Origin of the sequence: Bradyrhizobium sp. cir1, from assembly GCF_014198245.1 — a bacterium.
Classification (GTDB): Bacteria; Pseudomonadota; Alphaproteobacteria; order Rhizobiales; family Xanthobacteraceae; genus Bradyrhizobium.
In genome coordinates, this window is record NZ_JACIHE010000012.1 from 70264 (window position 1) to 86405 (window position 16142).

The 16142-nt window shown below is 64.0% G+C and carries 14 protein-coding genes; 9 read left to right on the forward strand and 5 right to left on the reverse strand.

Annotated elements, in window-relative coordinates; all coding sequences use genetic code 11:
• The first annotated feature begins 36 nt into the window (after positions 1-36).
• Positions 37-1116 (forward strand): zinc-binding dehydrogenase, encoded by a 1080-nt coding sequence (locus GGD63_RS23490; RefSeq protein ID WP_183245524.1) that lies wholly within the window; start codon positions 37-39, stop codon positions 1114-1116.
• A 156-nt stretch (positions 1117-1272) separates the two neighbouring features.
• On the opposite strand, the gene ppk2 is transcribed toward GGD63_RS23490, so the two are convergent.
• A complete protein-coding gene (ppk2, locus tag GGD63_RS23495; protein WP_183245525.1) occupies positions 1273-2187 on the reverse strand; it encodes a polyphosphate kinase 2 in 915 nt (304 codons plus the stop codon).
• Positions 2188-2263: 76 nt separating this feature from the next.
• On the reverse strand, positions 2264-2725 hold the full coding sequence (locus GGD63_RS23500) for an Lrp/AsnC family transcriptional regulator (protein WP_183245526.1): 462 nt from the start codon (positions 2723-2725) through the stop codon (positions 2264-2266).
• 133 nt (positions 2726-2858) lie between these two features.
• On the opposite strand from GGD63_RS23500, the gene GGD63_RS23505 reads away from it, so the two are divergent.
• A complete protein-coding gene (locus tag GGD63_RS23505; protein ID WP_183245527.1) occupies positions 2859-5222 on the forward strand; it encodes a transketolase in 2364 nt (787 codons plus the stop codon).
• A 284-nt stretch (positions 5223-5506) separates the two neighbouring features.
• Positions 5507-6937, forward strand: a complete 1431-nt coding sequence (locus GGD63_RS23510) for an aldehyde dehydrogenase family protein (protein ID WP_183245528.1) — start codon at positions 5507-5509, stop codon at positions 6935-6937.
• A 315-nt stretch (positions 6938-7252) separates the two neighbouring features.
• On the opposite strand, the gene GGD63_RS23515 is transcribed toward GGD63_RS23510, so the two are convergent.
• A complete protein-coding gene (locus tag GGD63_RS23515; RefSeq protein WP_183245529.1) occupies positions 7253-8230 on the reverse strand; it encodes an SMP-30/gluconolactonase/LRE family protein in 978 nt (325 codons plus the stop codon).
• Between the two features lie 89 nt (positions 8231-8319).
• Here GGD63_RS23515 and GGD63_RS23520 point away from each other — a divergent pair, with 89 nt between their 5' ends.
• The 4 genes from GGD63_RS23520 (at position 8320) to GGD63_RS23535 (ending at position 11072) form a co-directional block, all read left to right on the forward strand.
• Positions 8320-9144 carry an NAD(P)-dependent oxidoreductase gene (locus tag GGD63_RS23520; RefSeq protein WP_183245530.1) on the forward strand — a complete coding sequence of 275 codons (825 nt, stop codon included), beginning with the start codon at positions 8320-8322 and terminating at the stop codon, positions 9142-9144.
• Between the two features lie 241 nt (positions 9145-9385).
• Positions 9386-9682, forward strand: coding sequence for a hypothetical protein (locus GGD63_RS23525; RefSeq protein ID WP_183245531.1), 297 nt, complete (start codon positions 9386-9388; stop codon positions 9680-9682).
• A 199-nt stretch (positions 9683-9881) separates the two neighbouring features.
• On the forward strand, positions 9882-10499 hold the full coding sequence (locus GGD63_RS23530) for a hypothetical protein (protein WP_210315936.1): 618 nt from the start codon (positions 9882-9884) through the stop codon (positions 10497-10499).
• Between the two features lie 171 nt (positions 10500-10670).
• Complete coding sequence (locus GGD63_RS23535) at positions 10671-11072, forward strand: hypothetical protein (RefSeq protein ID WP_210315947.1); 402 nt, start codon at positions 10671-10673, stop codon at positions 11070-11072.
• 17 nt (positions 11073-11089) lie between these two features.
• On the opposite strand, the gene GGD63_RS23540 is transcribed toward GGD63_RS23535, so the two are convergent.
• Together GGD63_RS23540 and GGD63_RS23545 are read right to left on the reverse strand one after the other, a co-directional pair.
• Positions 11090-12022, reverse strand: a complete 933-nt coding sequence (locus tag GGD63_RS23540; RefSeq protein ID WP_183245533.1) for a hypothetical protein — start codon at positions 12020-12022, stop codon at positions 11090-11092.
• A 338-nt stretch (positions 12023-12360) separates the two neighbouring features.
• Positions 12361-13038: a GntR family transcriptional regulator gene (locus tag GGD63_RS23545; protein WP_183245534.1), complete on the reverse strand. Its 678-nt coding sequence runs from the start codon at positions 13036-13038 to the stop codon at positions 12361-12363.
• Positions 13039-13212: 174 nt separating this feature from the next.
• On the opposite strand from GGD63_RS23545, the gene GGD63_RS23550 reads away from it, so the two are divergent.
• Together GGD63_RS23550 and GGD63_RS23555 are read left to right on the forward strand one after the other, a co-directional pair.
• Positions 13213-14928, forward strand: coding sequence for an IlvD/Edd family dehydratase (locus GGD63_RS23550; RefSeq protein ID WP_183245659.1), 1716 nt, complete (start codon positions 13213-13215; stop codon positions 14926-14928).
• 59 nt (positions 14929-14987) lie between these two features.
• Positions 14988-15983, forward strand: a complete 996-nt coding sequence (locus tag GGD63_RS23555; RefSeq protein WP_183245535.1) for a TRAP transporter substrate-binding protein — start codon at positions 14988-14990, stop codon at positions 15981-15983.
• Positions 15984-16142 lie beyond the last annotated feature (159 nt).

A 16142-nucleotide genomic window follows, 5' to 3' on the forward strand; every position in this document is an offset into this window, starting at 1 on the left:
TGCTATCAATGGCTCCAACGATAAGGGAGGAGCCGGATGCGCGCCGCGATTTTCAGGAACGGTGAGATTGTCGTTGGCGAGATGGCCGAGCCGAAACCCGGCAATGGCCAGGTGCTGGTCAGGACGCTCGCCTGCGGCATCTGCGGCTCCGATTTGCATGCCCGCCAGCACGCCCCCCGCATGGTGGAGATGGCGCGGAAGACCGGGCGCAAGCCGATGGACCTCTCCCGCGACGTCGTGTTTGGCCATGAGTTCTGCTGCGAGATCGTCGACTATGGCCCCGGCACGGCGCGCAAGCTCAAGCCGGGCACACGCGTCTGTTCGCTGCCGGCGCTGGTGACGCCTGCGGGTATCGAGGGCATCGGCTATTCCAACGACAACATCGGCGGTTATGCCGAGGCCATGCTGCTCAGCGAGGCGCTGCTGCTCGAAGTGCCCGATGGTCTTGCGCCGGAACACGCCGCGCTCACCGAGCCGCTCGCAGTCGGTGTTCACGCCGTGGCCAAGGCCAACGTCAGGGGCGGCGAGGTGCCGCTGGTGATTGGCTGCGGGCCGGTCGGGCTCGCTGTCATCGCCGCGCTGAAGATCAGGGGCCTGCATCCGATCGTCGCAGCCGACTATTCCCCGGCGCGTCGCGCGCTCGCGGCAAAGCTCGGCGCCGACATCGTCGTCGATCCCAGGGTATCGCAGCCCTACGCGACCTGGGCCGCGCATGCGCAGATGTCGGAGGCGGAGAAGGCGGCGCGGCCGCCGCTCCAGGCCATGCTGCCGGCGCTCAAGCCCGCGATCATCTTCGAATGCGTCGGGGTGCCCGGCCTGTTGCAGCAGGTGTTCGAAGGCGCCCCGCGCGATGCGCGCATCGTCGTGGTCGGCGTCTGCATGGAGACCGACAGATGCGAGCCCATGATCGGCATCATGAAGGAGCTCAACGTCCAATACGTGCTCGGCTACACGCCGGAGGAATTTGCGGCGTCACTTCGGCTGATTGCCGAGGGGCAGGTGGATGCCGCGGCGATGGTGACGGCCGAGGTCGGCATCGACGGCGTCGCGAAGGCCTTCGCCGATCTCGCCAATCCTGAAGCCCACACCAAGATCATCGTGCAGCCGTGGCGTTGATTTTTCGCGTCGTAGGGTGGGTTAGCCTTGCGGCTGCGCGAAGCGCAGTCCGCACGGCGTAACCCGCCTGTTCTCTTGCCGCGGTGACAGACGAGGTGGGTTACGCCGATCAGATGCGTTTCGCGCATCCGATCTGCTAACCCACCCTACGAAACCTCAATACTTCGCCGGCACGTACATCTCCGGCGGGACCGGGCCGCGGTGATAGTCGGGATTGCGCACGCGCGGCGGCAGCACCACCGGGACGCGCGCGACCTCCTGGTACGGGATCTGGGTCAACAGATGCGAGATGCAGTTGAGCCGGGCGCGCTTCTTGTCGACGGCATCGACGATCCACCACGGCGTATCAGGAAGATGCGTGTGCTCCAGCATCGTCTCCTTGGCCTTGGTGTACGCCTCCCAGCGGCTGCGCGCCTCGACGTCCATCGGGCTCAGCTTCCACTGCTTGAGCGGATCCTTGATGCGCATGCTGAAGCGAAACTGCTGCTCGTCGTCGGTGATCGAGAACCAGTACTTGACCAGGATGATGCCGGAGCGGATCAGCATCCGCTCGAACTCCGGCACTGTCTTGAAGAACTCCTGGTACTCCTCCTCCGAGCAGAAGCCCATCACGCGCTCGACGCCGGCGCGGTTGTACCAGCTGCGGTCGAACAGCACGATCTCGCCGCCGGCCGGCAGGTGCGCCACGTAGCGCTGGAAGTACCATTGCGACCGTTCGCGCTCGCTCGGCGCGGGCAGCGCGGCGACGCGGCAGATGCGCGGATTGAGGCGCTGCGTGATGCGCTTGATGACACCGCCCTTGCCGGCGGAATCGCGGCCCTCGAACAGCACGACGACCTTCTTCTTCTCGCTCTGCACCCAGTCCTGCAGCTTGACCAGCTCGCCCTGGAGCCGCAGCAGCTCCCGGAAATAGAGTTTTCGGTCGACCGTTGGGTTCAGCGTATCGGTCTCGTCCAGGAGCTCGTCGAGACGGGCGTCGTCCAGCTCCATCTCCAGCTCTTCGTCGAGATCGTCGGCCATCTCCTGGATGATGCGCTCGCGCTTGGCGGTCTGGGCGGTGCGGTCTGTCATGGTCCTTCTCTCGGCTTGGATACGAGTAGGCCCACGACCATCGGCGGGGTTTGTTGCGCGAATGTGACAGCCGCGGTCACACCGGCAGCGCAATCGAATACTTCACCTGGCTCAGCGCAAAGCTGGACTCGATCGAGGCGATGCCGTCGAGCCGGGTCAGCTTGGTCTTCAGGAAGGTCTCGTAGGAGGCGAGGTCGGCAGCCACCACGCGCAGCAGATAGTCGCGGTTGCCGGTCATCAGGTAGCATTCCAGCACCTCGTCCCATTTCGAGATGGCGCGGGCAAAGCGGTTGAGGTCCTCCTCCTTCTGTCGCGCCAGCTTGATCGAGATGAACACGCTGACATGCAGTCCCAGCGCCTTCTGGTCGACGGTTGCGACATAGCGCGAGATGACGCCGCGCTCCTCCAGCAGCTTGACCCGGCGGTGGCAGGGCGAGACCGAGAGCCCGACCTTGTCGGCGAGCTCCTGCATGGTCATGCGGCTGTCGGCCTGGAGCAAAGCGAGGATTTTTCGGTCGATGGCGTCGAGCGCGGGCATTGGGATGGAACCTGTTCCTTGGGGCGGTCATTGGTAAAATATCCCAATATTGACGGGTATGGCGCGAAAAATTGAGAAGTTTGGCGCCGCTCGCAGGCGTATGATCCCGGAATCAGATTTCCGGAGCATCGCCATGCCCGTCGATTCCGCCCGTCTCGACACCTTGACCGCTCTCAGCCGCAAGGCGCTGTGGCTGTCGTCCTGGACCATCCACCACGCCAACCACATCCGTTCTAACGCTGATGGCCTCAAGGTCGGCGGCCATCAGGCTTCGTCCGCCTCGCTCGCGACCATCATGTCGGCGCTGTATTTCCATGTGCTGCGCCCCGAGGATCGCGTCGCGGTGAAGCCGCATGCGAGCCCGGTGTTCCACGCCATCCAGTATCTGTTCGGCCGGCAGAGCCGCGAGAAGCTGGAGAACTTTCGCGGTTTCAAGGGGGCGCAGTCGTATCCGTCGCGCACCAAGGACGTCGACGACGTCGATTTCTCCACCGGTTCGGTCGGCCTCGGGGTCGCGCAGACGCTGTTCTCTTCGCTGGTGCAGGACTACGTCAAGGCGCATGGCTGGATGAAGGATCGTCGCGAGGGGCGGATGATCGCACTCGTCGGTGATGCCGAGATGGACGAGGGCAACATCTTCGAAGCGCTCGCAGAAGGGTGGAAGCACGGCCTGCGCAACACCTGGTGGGTGGTCGATTATAACCGCCAGTCGCTCGATGCCGTCGTGCGCGAGGGGCTGTGGGAAAAGTTCGAGACCATGTTCCGCAATTTCGGCTGGGACGTGGTGATCGTGAAATACGGCCGCCTGATGCGCGAGGCCTTTGCCGAGCCCGGCGGCGAAGCGCTCAAGCGCTGGATCGACAATTGCCCGAACGCGCTCTATGCGGCGCTGTGCTTCCAGGGTGGTGCGGCCTTCCGCAAGCACCTGCACGACGAGATCGGCGATCAGGGGCCGATCACTGAACTGATCGACAAGCGCAGCGACGAGGAGTTGCTGGCGCTGATGTCGAATCTCGGCGGCCACGACATGGCGAGCATGCTGGAGGCGTTCGAATCCGTCGATCACGACCGCCCGGTCTGCTTCATCGCCTACACCATCAAGGGCGTCGGCCTGCCGTTCCAGGGCCACAAGGACAACCACGCCGGCCTGATGACGGTCGCGCAGATGGAGAAATATCGCGACAGCCAGAACATTCGTCCCGGCCACGAATGGGACAAATACGAGGGCCTCGCGCAGTCCGCTGCCGAGCTCGATGCGTTCCTCGCTAGCGTGCCGTTCAACCAGGACGGTCGCCGGCTGACCGCGCCTGTCATCGAGGTGCCCGCGCAGCTCGCCTTCAAGCCGTCGCCGCAGATGTCGACCCAGCAGGGCTTTGGTCTCGTGCTGAACGAGATCGCGCGCGGTGACAGCGAGCTGGCCAAGCGCATCGTCACGACCTCGCCCGACGTCACAGTCTCGACCAATCTCGGGCCCTGGGTGAATCGCCGCGGCCTGTTCGCGCGCGCGGAGAAGGCGGACTTATTCCGTAGCGAGAAAATTCCCTCCACCTACAATTGGGACGCTTCGCCCAAGGGCCAGCATCTCGAGCTCGGCATTGCCGAGATGAACCTGTTCATCATGCTCTCGGCGCTCGGCCTCTCGCACCAGATCAACGGCGCGCGGCTGCTGCCGGTTGGCACGCTCTACGATCCCTTCATCGAGCGCGGGCTCGATGCGCTGAACTATGCCTGCTACCAGGATGCGCGCTTCATGGTGGCGGCAACGCCGTCGGGCATCACGCTCGCGCCCGAGGGCGGCGCGCACCAGTCGATCGCAACGCCCCTGATTGGCATGGCGCAGGACGGGCTTGCCTCGTTCGAGCCGGCCTTCGTCGACGAGCTCGCCGTGATCATGGGCTGGGGTTTTGACCACATGCAGCGCGATCCAGGCGAGGGCGGTTCGGTGTATTTGCGCCTCTCCACGCGCTCGATCGAGCAGGCGCAGCGGATCATGTCGCCGGAGCTTGCGCAGGGCATCACGGACGGCGCCTACTGGCTGCGCAAGCCGGGCCCGAATGCCGAGGTCGTGATCGCCTATACCGGCGCAATCGCGCCGGAGGCGATCGAGGCCACCGGCTTCATCGGCGAAAGCCGCCGCGACGTCGGGCTGCTCGCGATCACCTCGGCCGACCGTCTCCACTCCGGGTGGACCGCCGCGCGAAAATTGCGGCGCGACCGGCGCGGCGTGCAGCATCTCAGTCACATCGAAAAACTGCTGGCGCCGCTGCCGCGCGACTGCGGCATCGTCACCGTGATCGACGGCCATCCGTCCGCGCTCGGCTGGCTCGGCAGCGTCCGCGGCCATCGCGTCGAGGCGCTCGGCGTCGAGCAGTTCGGCCAGACCGGCAGCATCGCGGACCTTTATCGGCACTACGGCATCGATGCCAACGCCATCATCGATGCGGCCGAAAGCCTCACCACCGGCGCGCCGGTGCTGCACCGGAAGATGGCGGTGTAAGTCTCCGTCGTCCTCCTGGCGAAAGCCAGGACCCAAACTCCGCGGCGGTTGTTGTCCGCCACAGGTGGTAGACGCCGGCGCAAACCAACTCGGCTTGGTGGTAATGGGTCCTGGCTTTTCGCCAGGACGACGTACATGCCCATCTTGCCTCCCTCCCGCCATCGGCTCATATAACCTCCGTCCGCCGCAACGCTGGCCCCGCATATGGCGGGTTCAATTGCCGGCGCTTTCGTGCAAGGATGCCTGCCGAAACGCCCCCTCCAAGCCCCAAGAAGAGGTTAACGATGGTCAATCGCATGCAATTCTACATCGACGGTGCCTGGGTCGATCCCGCCGTCAAGAAGTCCACCGCCGTGGTCAATCCAGCGACGGAAGAGGCGATGTACGAGGTTGCGCTCGGCTCCAAGGCCGATGTCGACAAGGCCGTTGCCGCCGCCAAGCGCGCCTTCGCAACGTTCTCCCAAACCAGCCGCGAAGAGCGCGTCGCGCTGCTCACGAAAATCATCGAGGTCTACAAGACCCGTCTCAAGGAGATCGGCGCCGCCGTCTCCGATGAGATGGGCGCCCCGCTGCCGATGGCGGAGAAGCTGCAGGCCGGCGCCGGCCTTGGCCATCTCATGACCACGCTCGACGTGCTCAAGAACTATCATTTCGAGGAGCCGGTCGGCACCGCCATGGTGCTGCGCGAGCCGATCGGCGTGGTCGGCATGATCACGCCCTGGAACTGGCCGCTCAACCAGATCGCCTGCAAGGTCGCGCCCGCGCTCGCCGCCGGCTGCACCATGATCCTGAAGCCGTCGGAGTTTACCCCGACCTCGGCGCTGATCTTCGCGGAAATCCTCCATGAAGCCGGTGTGCCCAAGGGCGTGTTCAACCTCGTCAACGGCCTCGGCCCCGAGGTCGGCGCCGCCATGAGCGAGCACCCCGACATCGACATGATCTCGTTCACCGGCTCGACCCGCGCCGGCATCGATGTGGCGAAGCGCGCCGCGCCGACCGTGAAGCGCGTCAGCCAGGAGCTCGGCGGCAAGTCGCCGAATGTCATCCTCGATGGTGCCGACCTCACGAAAGCGGTGACCGGCGGCGTGATGCACATGTTCAACAACTCCGGCCAGTCCTGCAACGCGCCCTCGCGCATGATCGTGCCGGCCTCGAAGATGAAGGAAGTCGCCGCGATCGCGAAGGCCGTCGCCGACAAGACCAAGGCCGGCGATCCGCGCGGCGAAGGCACGACGATCGGCCCCGTGGTCAACCGCGGCCAGTGGGACAAGATCCAGGGCCTCATCAAGAAGGGCATCGACGAGGGCGCAACGCTCGTCGCCGGCGGTCCGGGCCTGCCCGAAGGCGTCAACAAGGGCTTCTATGTCCGCCCGACCATCTTCGCCGACGTCACGCCCGACATGACGATCGCCCGTGAGGAAATCTTCGGACCGGTGCTGACCATCATCGGTGCCAAGGACGAGGCCGACGCCGTGCAGATCGCCAACGACACGCCGTACGGTCTTGCCGGCTACGTCACGGGCGCTTCGGTCGAGGACGCCAAGCGCGTCGGCCGCCAGATCCGCGCCGGCAACGTCAACCTCCAGGGCGTGCCCAACGACCGCACCGCGCCGTTCGGCGGCTACAAGCAGTCGGGCAACGGCCGCGAGTGGGGCAAGTACGGCCTCGAGGACTTCCTCGAAGTGAAGGCCGTCGCCGGCTTCAACGCGGCGTAAGTTTCAGCGACTGAACAAGCAAAGCGCCGGGGCGGGCAACCGCTCCGGCGTTTTTTATTTTGCTCTGCCGTCATTCCGGGGCGTCGCGAAGCGACGAGCCCGGAATCCATTTGTCCGCAGGCTTTGCCGCACGATGGATTCCGGGCTCGCGCCGAAGACGGCGCGCCCCGGAATGACGGTGGAGAGAGGAACTATCCCCGAGACTTCGTAGGGTGGGCAAAGGAGTGTAGCGACGTGCCCGCCATCTCGCGACGAGTAAGAAGAGGTGGGCACGTTTCGCTTTGCCCACCCTACGAGACCGTCACGGCGGCGGCGCTATCCCCCCAGCGCACCTTGCGTGTTCACGTACAGCGCGTAGATCGACTGGCTCGCCGCCATGAACAGGCGGTTGCGCTTGACGCCGCCGAAGCAGAGATTGGCGCAGCGTTCGGGCAGTGCGATGCGGCCGATCATGACGCCGTCGGGCGCGAACACCACGACGCCGTCGAGCTCGGGATCGCCCATGCCCCAGCCGCACCAGAGATTGCCGTCGATGTCGCAGCGCATGCCGTCGGGCGTGCCCGGACCGGCATCGATGTGAACGCGCTTGTTCGAGATCGAGGTGCCCTCAGGCGAAACGTCATAGGCGAGGATCTTTCGGTTGGGCACGCCGCGTGATTCCACGACGTACAGGATCTTCTCGTCCGGCGAGAAGCACAGCCCGTTCGGCCCGAGCACGCCCTCGGCGACGATGCTCGCTTTGCCCGTCGCGGGATCGAGCCTGTAGACGTTCGGCTCGATCTCGGGCTCCGCCTTGTAGCCCTCGTAATTGCCGAGCAGGCCGAAGGTTGGATCGGTGAACCAGATCGAGCCGTCGGATTTCACCACAACGTCATTGGGTGAGTTCAGCCGCTTGCCGCCAAACGAGTCCATCAGCACGGTGATGCTGCCGTCATATTCGGTGCGCACCACGCGCCGCCCGCCATGCTCGCAGGTGATGAGCCGGCCCTGGCGATCCCTGGTGTTACCATTGGCGAAGTTGGAAGGTTTCCGAAACACGCTGACGGCGCCGGTCTCTTCCTCCCATTTGATGATGCGCTGGTTCGGGATGTCGCTGCAGAGCAGATAGCGTCCGTCGCCGAACCACACCGGACCCTCGGCCCAGCGCAGCCCGGTCGCCAGCCGCTCCACCGCCGAAAGCTTCAGCCAGTATTTTTCGAAGCGCGGATCGAGTGCCTTGATCGCCGGATCGGGATAATAGCTCGCCGGTCGCCAACCTGGCCGCTCCTGGGTGTGGGACGATGCCTCATTCATGTCGGTTCTCTCGTTTCGTTCCCTCTGGACAATTCTGCTAGCATTAGAGACATGTGACCGCAAATCGGTCCGCACAGGCGAGGGAAGACATGCCGCGTATTTTGATGACGGGAGCTTCGGGCGGAATCGGCACGAGCCTGCGAAAGCTGCTGCCGCCGATCTATCCGGATCTCCTGCTCTCCGACATCAAGCCGCCGGCCGATCTCGGCGCGAACGAGAAATTCAAGGCGGCGGACCTCGCCGATCTCGCGCAATGCGAGGCGATCTGCGAGGGGGTCGACGGCATCATCCATTTCGGCGGCTATTCGGTTGAAGGCAGCTGGGACCAGATCCTTCAGGCCAACATCATCGGCGGCTACAATCTGTTCGAGGCGGCGTACCGCAAGGGCGTCAAGCGCGTGGTGTTCGCCTCGTCGAACCATGCCGTCGGCTTCTATCCGCGTCACCACAAGATCGGCACCGACGTCACCCCGCGTCCCGACGGGCGCTACGGCGTCAGCAAGGTGTTCGGCGAAGCGGTCGGCGCGCTCTACGCCGACAAGCACGGGCTGAAGGTGACATGCCTGCGCATCGGCAATTTCGGCGACATGCCGCTCGACCAGCGCCGGCTCTCGATCTGGCTCAAGCCCGAAGATCTCGTGCAGCTTTGCCGCATCGGGCTAGAGCATCCCGACATCCATTTCGAAATCTTCTACGGCGCTTCTCTCAACGAGCGCGCCTGGTGGGACAACCATCGCGCCTACGAATTCGGCTATCGTCCCACTGGCCGCGCCGAAGATTTCCGCGAGCACGCGATGGCCGAGCAGGCCAAGCTGAAGCCGGATCCGGTCGGCGATTATTTCCAGGGCGGTACGTTCTGCAGCATGGAGTTCGACGCCGACCCGAGCCGCATCATCGACTGGACCAAGCGCTAGCGTCGACAATGCAGGTGCGCCCTCCCGGCTCGGCTTGCGGGGCCGGGAGAGGGTCACGCTCGCGATTACGGCGGAGGTTCTGAACGGCCCCTTGCGTCTAACGTCTGAATTCACACCGTAAAGTTCCGGATTTCCGTTTTCGGAAATAGGCGTTCTACTGTCGGAACACTTGAGCGTTTCTTCTATGCATTGCGTTGCGCGGAAGTGACTGCCTTTTCATTCTAGCGATTGTGGAAACAAAATGCGCAAGATGGTTCTCTCAGGGGCCGCGGTGTTGACCGTCGTCCTCGTCGCGGCGGTATCCTGGCCCACGCCGCGCCCGGATGTGGAGCGATTCGGGGACAGCGTCTACGAAACGATCTGGTTCTGGCGCATCCCGGCCTACGCCCACAATCCAGCCTGGAGCGTGCGCTGGACGTTGAACGATCCGCTTCGCGCGCAGGCAAGATGCTGCCGGGCCACGCCGCAGCCGATTTCCGAACCGGGCTCGCAGGTTCCTCCGGCCAGTCAGGCGATCGCGCGCCTGGCAGGCAAGTAGAAATGCGCGTGGTTATCTGGTTTGAAGTGTCCGGCTGCATCGCGCGCTGTGCCAGGTAGACGCACATGGTTCCGGAGATAGCTCGCATTTCTCTCAAATAAGTTCCTTGCTTTAAGCTTAACCAGAAACCTAATCCTCGATTTACAGCTTCAATCTACAGTTTACCTTGTTCTTGAATCGGTCATTCAAGGACACCACAATGCGCCGCTTAGCGCTCAACCCATGTCTCGTGATTGTTCTGGTGGCATCGGGTTTCGGCGCGTACGCCGACGAGAACAAGGCCGGTGGCGGCAGCTCGGCGTCACTGGCTCCGCATGCGAAGATCGAATGCTCGCTCAAGCGCAAGCCTGGTGAACCTCTCGATCCTCCGTCAACGGCCGCCATTCCCGTTGCCGAATCCTTCGTTGCGAGCGAGCATTTCAGGGAGGACATTACGCCGAACGCGCCCGTCAAGATTTCGTGGCTCGGCGCGACCTTCGCACGCCGGTTCGCCGTCAAGGTCGAAACCACGGACGATACGTCTCTGCAGACTCACGTCTTGAACAATCCTGTGAATGCCGCGCAGATCGCTGATGAGCTGGGCGCTCGCGCCGAGAGCAAGCTTGCCGATATCTGGTGTCTTCTGAAGCTGCAGGCCAACGGCGAAAGCGGGGCGCTGCAGACCAGCTCCGCTCCGAACCTCTTCTTTGTCCGTGATGGCGCCGGCGATCTCGGCGTGGTTGACGCCCTGTGGGGTGGCGCGGGCTGGGAAATTGGAGCCAGTCCGCTGAGAAACCCGCGGGCATGGACTCCCGGCACGCGCGTCTTCTCGCACTGACATGATCTGACCCTCGCCCGGCCTTGGGACGTTGGGCGCTTTCGACCCATTGATCTGGATCAACGCTGCTTGGCGGAGCTGATGCCCCAAGGAGACGACTCGCGCGACCGCAATTCGCGGCCAGAGCCTCGATCGCGGATAGCCACAGGGAGAACCGCGGCAGTGAAAACAATGCCCGCCGTCGCGATGCTCGCACTCATCGTTTCAGGGGCGGCGCAAGCCGCAACGCTCAGCGAGGCCGAAGCGACGTTTCTCGACCAGCTCGTCACCGCATCCGCGGTGCTGGAGCAGCGATGCGCCGGCTATGAGGTCGATGGCTCGGGCAGCGTTCAGCTCGGCGCCCGGCTTCTCGGCAGCCCTGATGCCGCGATGGCGATAATCGACGCCTATGCTGCAGCCATCAAGGCCCACGATGGCGAGAGCTACGATCCCGGAAAATTCCGCCCCGAGGTGGCCGAGGCCGCCAGACAGACATTCAAGCGGGTCCGGACGGACTTGATCAGGAACCCGAAACGGGCTTGCGCCGATCATGGCGAGACCGGCGTGGCGGGCGGTCTGTTGAGACGATATTGAACCGACCTTGCGCGCCATCAACCGCTGGCGATGTCCCGACCTATCTTTTGCAGTCGCGTAAACGCAGCCCACGCTTTTGGATATTCGGCCTCCTTTGCATCGATCGTGAGCAGCGCGCGGCATGCCTCGTTGATGTCCTCCGGTGAAGGACGCATCGAGATGTCGGCCGATGACGCCGCCTTCTTCCAGCGGTCCTCGACGTCCTTCGCCAGGGCCAGTGCTTCGGACGGGGTTCGCTTCCGGGTTGATCGCGCCAATGCGTGATCCGGAGGGAAGGTGGGCCAGGCGGCCGGAGGCCGATCGGCTTGCCACTCACTCTCCTTCTCCTTGGCGCCCCCACGGGCCGCAGGCGGATTTGGCCCCTGTCCATTTGCAGCATCAGGCGGAACGGTCTTGGCGGCGAGCTCACGGACCTGCTGCTCCAGTGTGCCGCCAGATGACGATCCGCCCGCTGAACCTGCAGGCGACGTCAGAACGGGTGCAACCGACGTCTGCACGTCGGGGGCGACTTTCTGAACGGTTTTGACGACCGCCGCCACGCCGGGTGACACCCCCGGCCGCTGCTGCGCGACCTTGTCCTCAGTGGGGCAAGGTCTGTATCCCGAACGCTGATGCGTGATCCGTCCGTCGTCATCGATGCGGGCAAAATCAATGGCCACGGTGTAGACGAAAGCGACATCGATGGAATGGCCGGACTTGTCCCTTGCCTTGACACCGCCGCAAACATACCTCGCCGCGCCGGCCTCGACTGAATGCAATGCGCTGAATTTGGCCGAGTCCGGATCGATCAGCGCATGTTTGACGGCTGCGCGCGCTTTCGAATGTTCCGAGGAGAACGTGCTGAGCAGGACGTTCGGGTCGAGGAAAGCGGGTTGGTAGTACCACACATACTCCGCGGCGAAGAATGCTCCGCCGAAGGCCGTTGCGATCAGGAAACCAGGTACATTCATAGGACTGTTCCGGGAAATGGAACCCGGCATGGTTGTTATGTGTTTCTGAAACCATTTGAAATAGAGTCCTCTAACAACCGGTTAATCGGTTGAGTGATTGCGCGGCATCTACCAGAAGATTATTCGTCCGGTTAGATGAGTTCCACCACATGCCATTGCACACGGCTGCATTGCAGGTGCGCTCCCTCTCCCCGCTTGCGGGGAGAGGGTTGGGGTGAGGGGGAGTCTCCGCGGGGACGGCGAGAGTTGGACTCGCGGAGAGTCCCCCTCACCCGGAATTTGCCGCGCAAATTCCGGCCTCTCCCCGCAAGCGGGGAGAGGCGAAAGAGTGGCCAGCGCTAGCTATCGCCCGCAATCCTTGCCAGATAATCCGACTTGCTGAACTGCATGTGATCCACGCAGAGCTGCGCCAGCGCCCAGCTGTCGCGGCCCTTCAATAGCTCGATCATCAGCTCGTGCTGGCGGCGCGATTGCGCAAGGCCCTCGCGGTCGGCGAGGTTCTTGGCGCGCATCGGCAGGGTCAGGTTCATGTAGTCCTGAAGCGAGCGCACCAGGTAGGGATTGCCGCAGGCGGAGAACAGCGCGAGGTGGAAGGCGTCGTTGGCCTCGTGGATGCCGCGCAGGTCCTGCGCGTCGGCCTTGGCGCAATATTGCCGTTGCAGCGCGCTCAGCTCGTCGATCCGGCCTTGCGGCGCGGGCAGGGGGATCATCAGTGCGGCCTGGCGGGTCAGCATCTCTCTGACCTCGTAGATCTGCCGCACCTCCTCGGCCGAATAAAAACGCACGGTGGCGCCGACATTCTTCTCACGGCGAACGATGCCGCGCCGCTCCGCATCCACCAGCGCCTGCCGCACGAAGTGCCTGGAGGTGCCGTAGCGCGACATCAGCGCGTCCTCGGTGAGGCGCGCGCCGGGCGCGAGGCGGCCGAAGATGATGTCTTCCTCCAGCCGCGCGACGACGTCGTCCGGATCGTCGCGCCGGACCGTCATGACGTCTGCGGTGTGGATGTCGGACATGCCCTCAGCCTCCCGGCCTCGGGCCGGTCCTGACTGTGGAGCAGGGAAGGCGAGGATTGTCAATAATCTGGTCGCTTAGTGGTGTCGCGTTCCAGAGAATTGCGGTTCCGGCGCCTATCTTATTGACAATCAGGGGGCAGGCTGTACCACAATGGCAACTTCAGGAGTGGCATGATGACGAGTGGTTTGCGCAAGGGTCTGACGAGCTATGGCGATGCCGGCTTTTCGCTGTTCCTGCGCAAGGCGTTCATCAAGGCCATGGGCTATTCCGACGACGCGCTGGAGCGGCCGATCGTCGGCATCACCAACACCTATAGCGACTACAATCCCTGCCACGGCAACGTCCCTGAGATCATCGAGGCCGCCAAGCGCGGCGTGATGCTGTCGGGCGCCATGCCGTTCGTGTTCCCGACCATCTCGATCGCCGAGAGCTTTGCGCATCCGACCTCGATGTATCTGCGCAATCTGATGGCGATGGACACCGAGGAGATGATCCGCGCCCAGCCGATGGATGCGGTGATCGTGATCGGCGGCTGCGACAAGACTCTTCCCGCCCAGGTGATGGCGGCGATCAGCGCCGACCTGCCGACCGTGGTTATCCCCGTCGGGCCCATGGTGGTCGGCCATCACAAGGGCGAGGTGCTGGGCGCCTGCACCGACTGCCGCCGTCTCTGGGCGAAATATCGCGCGGGCGACATGGACGATGCCGAGATCGAGGCGGTGAACGGGCGTCTCGCGCCATCCGTCGGCACCTGCATGGTGATGGGCACGGCCTCGACCATGGCCTGCATGATCGAAGCCATGGGGCTGTCGCTGCCGATGAGTGCGACGATTCCCGCGCCGCATGCCGAGCGTTTTCGTCTGGCTGAAGCCAGCGGCAAGGTCGCCGCCGAGATGGCCAAGGCCAAGGGCCCGAAGCCGAGCGAACTCCTGTCGCCCGCATCGTTCAAGAACGCGCAAGTCGTGCTCCAGGCCATCGGCGGTTCGACCAACGGCCTGATCCATCTGACGGCGATGGCACATCGCTCGCCGCACCGGCTCGACCTCGAGGCTTTCGACCAGATCGGCCGCGAGGTGCCGGTGCTGGTCGACCTCAAGCCATCGGGCGAGCATTACATGGAGCATTTCCACCACGCCGGCGGCGTGCCGAAGCTGCTGGCGCAGCTCGGCGATCTCATCGACCTCGACGCGAAGACCATCAGTGGGCAGACGCTGCGCGAGGTCGCGGCGAATGCCGAGGACGTGCCCGGCCAGGACGCCATCCGTCCGCGCGACAATCCGATCAAGAAGGAAGGCGGCCTCGCCATCCTCCATGGCAATCTCGCCCCGCGCGGCGCGGTCATCAAGCAGTCGGCGGCGAGCCCGAAGCTGCTGAAGCATACCGGGCGCGCGGTCGTGTTCGAATCCGTCGAGGACATGACCCTGCGGGTCGACGATCCCGACCTTGATGTGAACTCTGACGACGTGCTGGTGCTGCGCAATGCCGGCCCCAAGGGGGCGCCCGGCATGCCCGAGGCGGGGTACCTGCCGATCCCGAAGAAGCTCGCGCGCGGCGGCACCAAGGACATGGTGCGCATTTCCGACGCGCGCATGAGCGGCACCGCCTTCGGCACCATCGTGCTGCACATCACCCCGGAATCCGCCGTCGGCGGGCCGCTGGCGCTGGTGAAGAATGGCGACATGATCAGCCTCGATGTTGCCGAGCGCAGCATCGAGCTGCTGGTCGACGCCGCCGAGCTGGAGCGTCGGCGCGCCGCCTTGAAGCCGGCCGCTGCGCCCGAGGAGGCACGGCGCGGCTACGCCTGGCTGTTCAATGAGACCATCATGCAGGCCGACGAGGGCTGCGACTTCGATTTCATGCAAAGGACTGGGAAGACCGAGAAGGGCTGATAACAACCGAACGAACGCCCAGACCGCACAAGCGGCGGGCGATAAAACAGGGGGAAACGATGATTGCGCGATCCATGTGTGGGTTGGTGGCCATGGCCGCCGTGCTGTTCGTCGCAGGCGCCGGGGCACAGGAGGTGAAGCATTATCGCTTCGCCTATGACCAGCCGCGCAACACCGGCTATTCCATCGCAGGTGACCTCTTCGCCGACAAGCTCAAGGAATTGAGCAAGGGCACCATGATCATCGACCAGTATCCCGGCGCGCAGCTCGGGCAGGAGCCGCAGGTGCTCCAGCTCGTGAAGGCCGGTGACGTCGAATTCGCCATCATCTCCTCCGCCAACACCGCGACGATCTCGCCGCAGGCCGGCGTGATGTCCCTTCACTTCCTGTTCCGCGACGAGAACCATGTGATCAAGGGCCTCGCCGACCCCCGCGTGTTCGAAGCACTCAGGATCATGATCGACGAGACCACGCAGGGCCTGCACGTGATCGCGACCGGCTCGCAGGGCGTGCGCCACATGTACTCGAAGAAGGAGATCCACAATATCGGCGACGTCAAGGGCCTGAAGGTCCGCGTGCAGGCAACCGCGACCGAGGACACCATGTTCCCGGCCTACGGCGCCCAAACCGTGCACATGCCGTTCGGCAGCGTCTACACGAGCCTGCAGACCGGCGTGGTCGACGTCGCCGAGAACAGCATCAACGTCTACCTCGTCAACAAGCACTACGAGGTCGCGCCTGTCCTCAACATCACCGAGCACGAAGCCAACAACGCGCTGGTGTTCGTCTCCGACAAGCTCTGGCAGAGTCTCTCCGCCGAACAGAAGGGGTGGGTGCAGACCGCGGCCAACGAAATCAGCACCAAGGAGCCGCAGAAGGCGTTCGAGCTCGAACGCACCGCGGCCGACAAGCTGAAGAAGATGGGCGTGAAGATCGTCGACAATGTCGACAAGAAGAGCTTTACGGCGATCGCAGATCCCTATCTCGACAAGCTCGCCAAGGATCTCGGCCCGCATGCTGAGAAGATCAAGAACTTGATCCGGTCGATCAATTAGGGTCGCCCGTGGCCATCCTTCGAGACGCCCGCCTGCGGCGGGCCCTCAGGATGAGGTCGCGCTTCGCGGCGAGATTTTAACCCTCATGGTGAGGAGCCCGCCAAAGCGGGCGTCTCGAACCATGCAGGCCGAGCACGATCGGCAGCTTCCCAGCTGTCA

Coding starts and splice junctions, on each gene's coding strand:
- GGD63_RS23520 (WP_183245530.1), top strand. CDS start 8,320: ATGCCGCGTATTTTGATGACGGGAGCTTCGGGCGGAATCGGCACGAGC.
- GGD63_RS23500 (WP_183245526.1), bottom strand. CDS start 2,725: ATGCCCGCGCTCGACGCCATCGACCGAAAAATCCTCGCTTTGCTCCAG.
- GGD63_RS23505 (WP_183245527.1), top strand. CDS start 2,859: ATGCCCGTCGATTCCGCCCGTCTCGACACCTTGACCGCTCTCAGCCGC.
- GGD63_RS23545 (WP_183245534.1), bottom strand. CDS start 13,038: ATGTCCGACATCCACACCGCAGACGTCATGACGGTCCGGCGCGACGAT.
- GGD63_RS23515 (WP_183245529.1), bottom strand. CDS start 8,230: ATGAATGAGGCATCGTCCCACACCCAGGAGCGGCCAGGTTGGCGACCG.
- ppk2 (WP_183245525.1), bottom strand. CDS start 2,187: ATGACAGACCGCACCGCCCAGACCGCCAAGCGCGAGCGCATCATCCAG.
- GGD63_RS23535 (WP_210315947.1), top strand. CDS start 10,671: ATGCCCGCCGTCGCGATGCTCGCACTCATCGTTTCAGGGGCGGCGCAA.
- GGD63_RS23555 (WP_183245535.1), top strand. CDS start 14,988: ATGATTGCGCGATCCATGTGTGGGTTGGTGGCCATGGCCGCCGTGCTG.
- GGD63_RS23525 (WP_183245531.1), top strand. CDS start 9,386: ATGCGCAAGATGGTTCTCTCAGGGGCCGCGGTGTTGACCGTCGTCCTC.
- GGD63_RS23510 (WP_183245528.1), top strand. CDS start 5,507: ATGGTCAATCGCATGCAATTCTACATCGACGGTGCCTGGGTCGATCCC.
- GGD63_RS23490 (WP_183245524.1), top strand. CDS start 37: ATGCGCGCCGCGATTTTCAGGAACGGTGAGATTGTCGTTGGCGAGATG.
- GGD63_RS23540 (WP_183245533.1), bottom strand. CDS start 12,022: ATGAATGTACCTGGTTTCCTGATCGCAACGGCCTTCGGCGGAGCATTC.
- GGD63_RS23550 (WP_183245659.1), top strand. CDS start 13,213: ATGACGAGTGGTTTGCGCAAGGGTCTGACGAGCTATGGCGATGCCGGC.
- GGD63_RS23530 (WP_210315936.1), top strand. CDS start 9,882: ATGCGCCGCTTAGCGCTCAACCCATGTCTCGTGATTGTTCTGGTGGCA.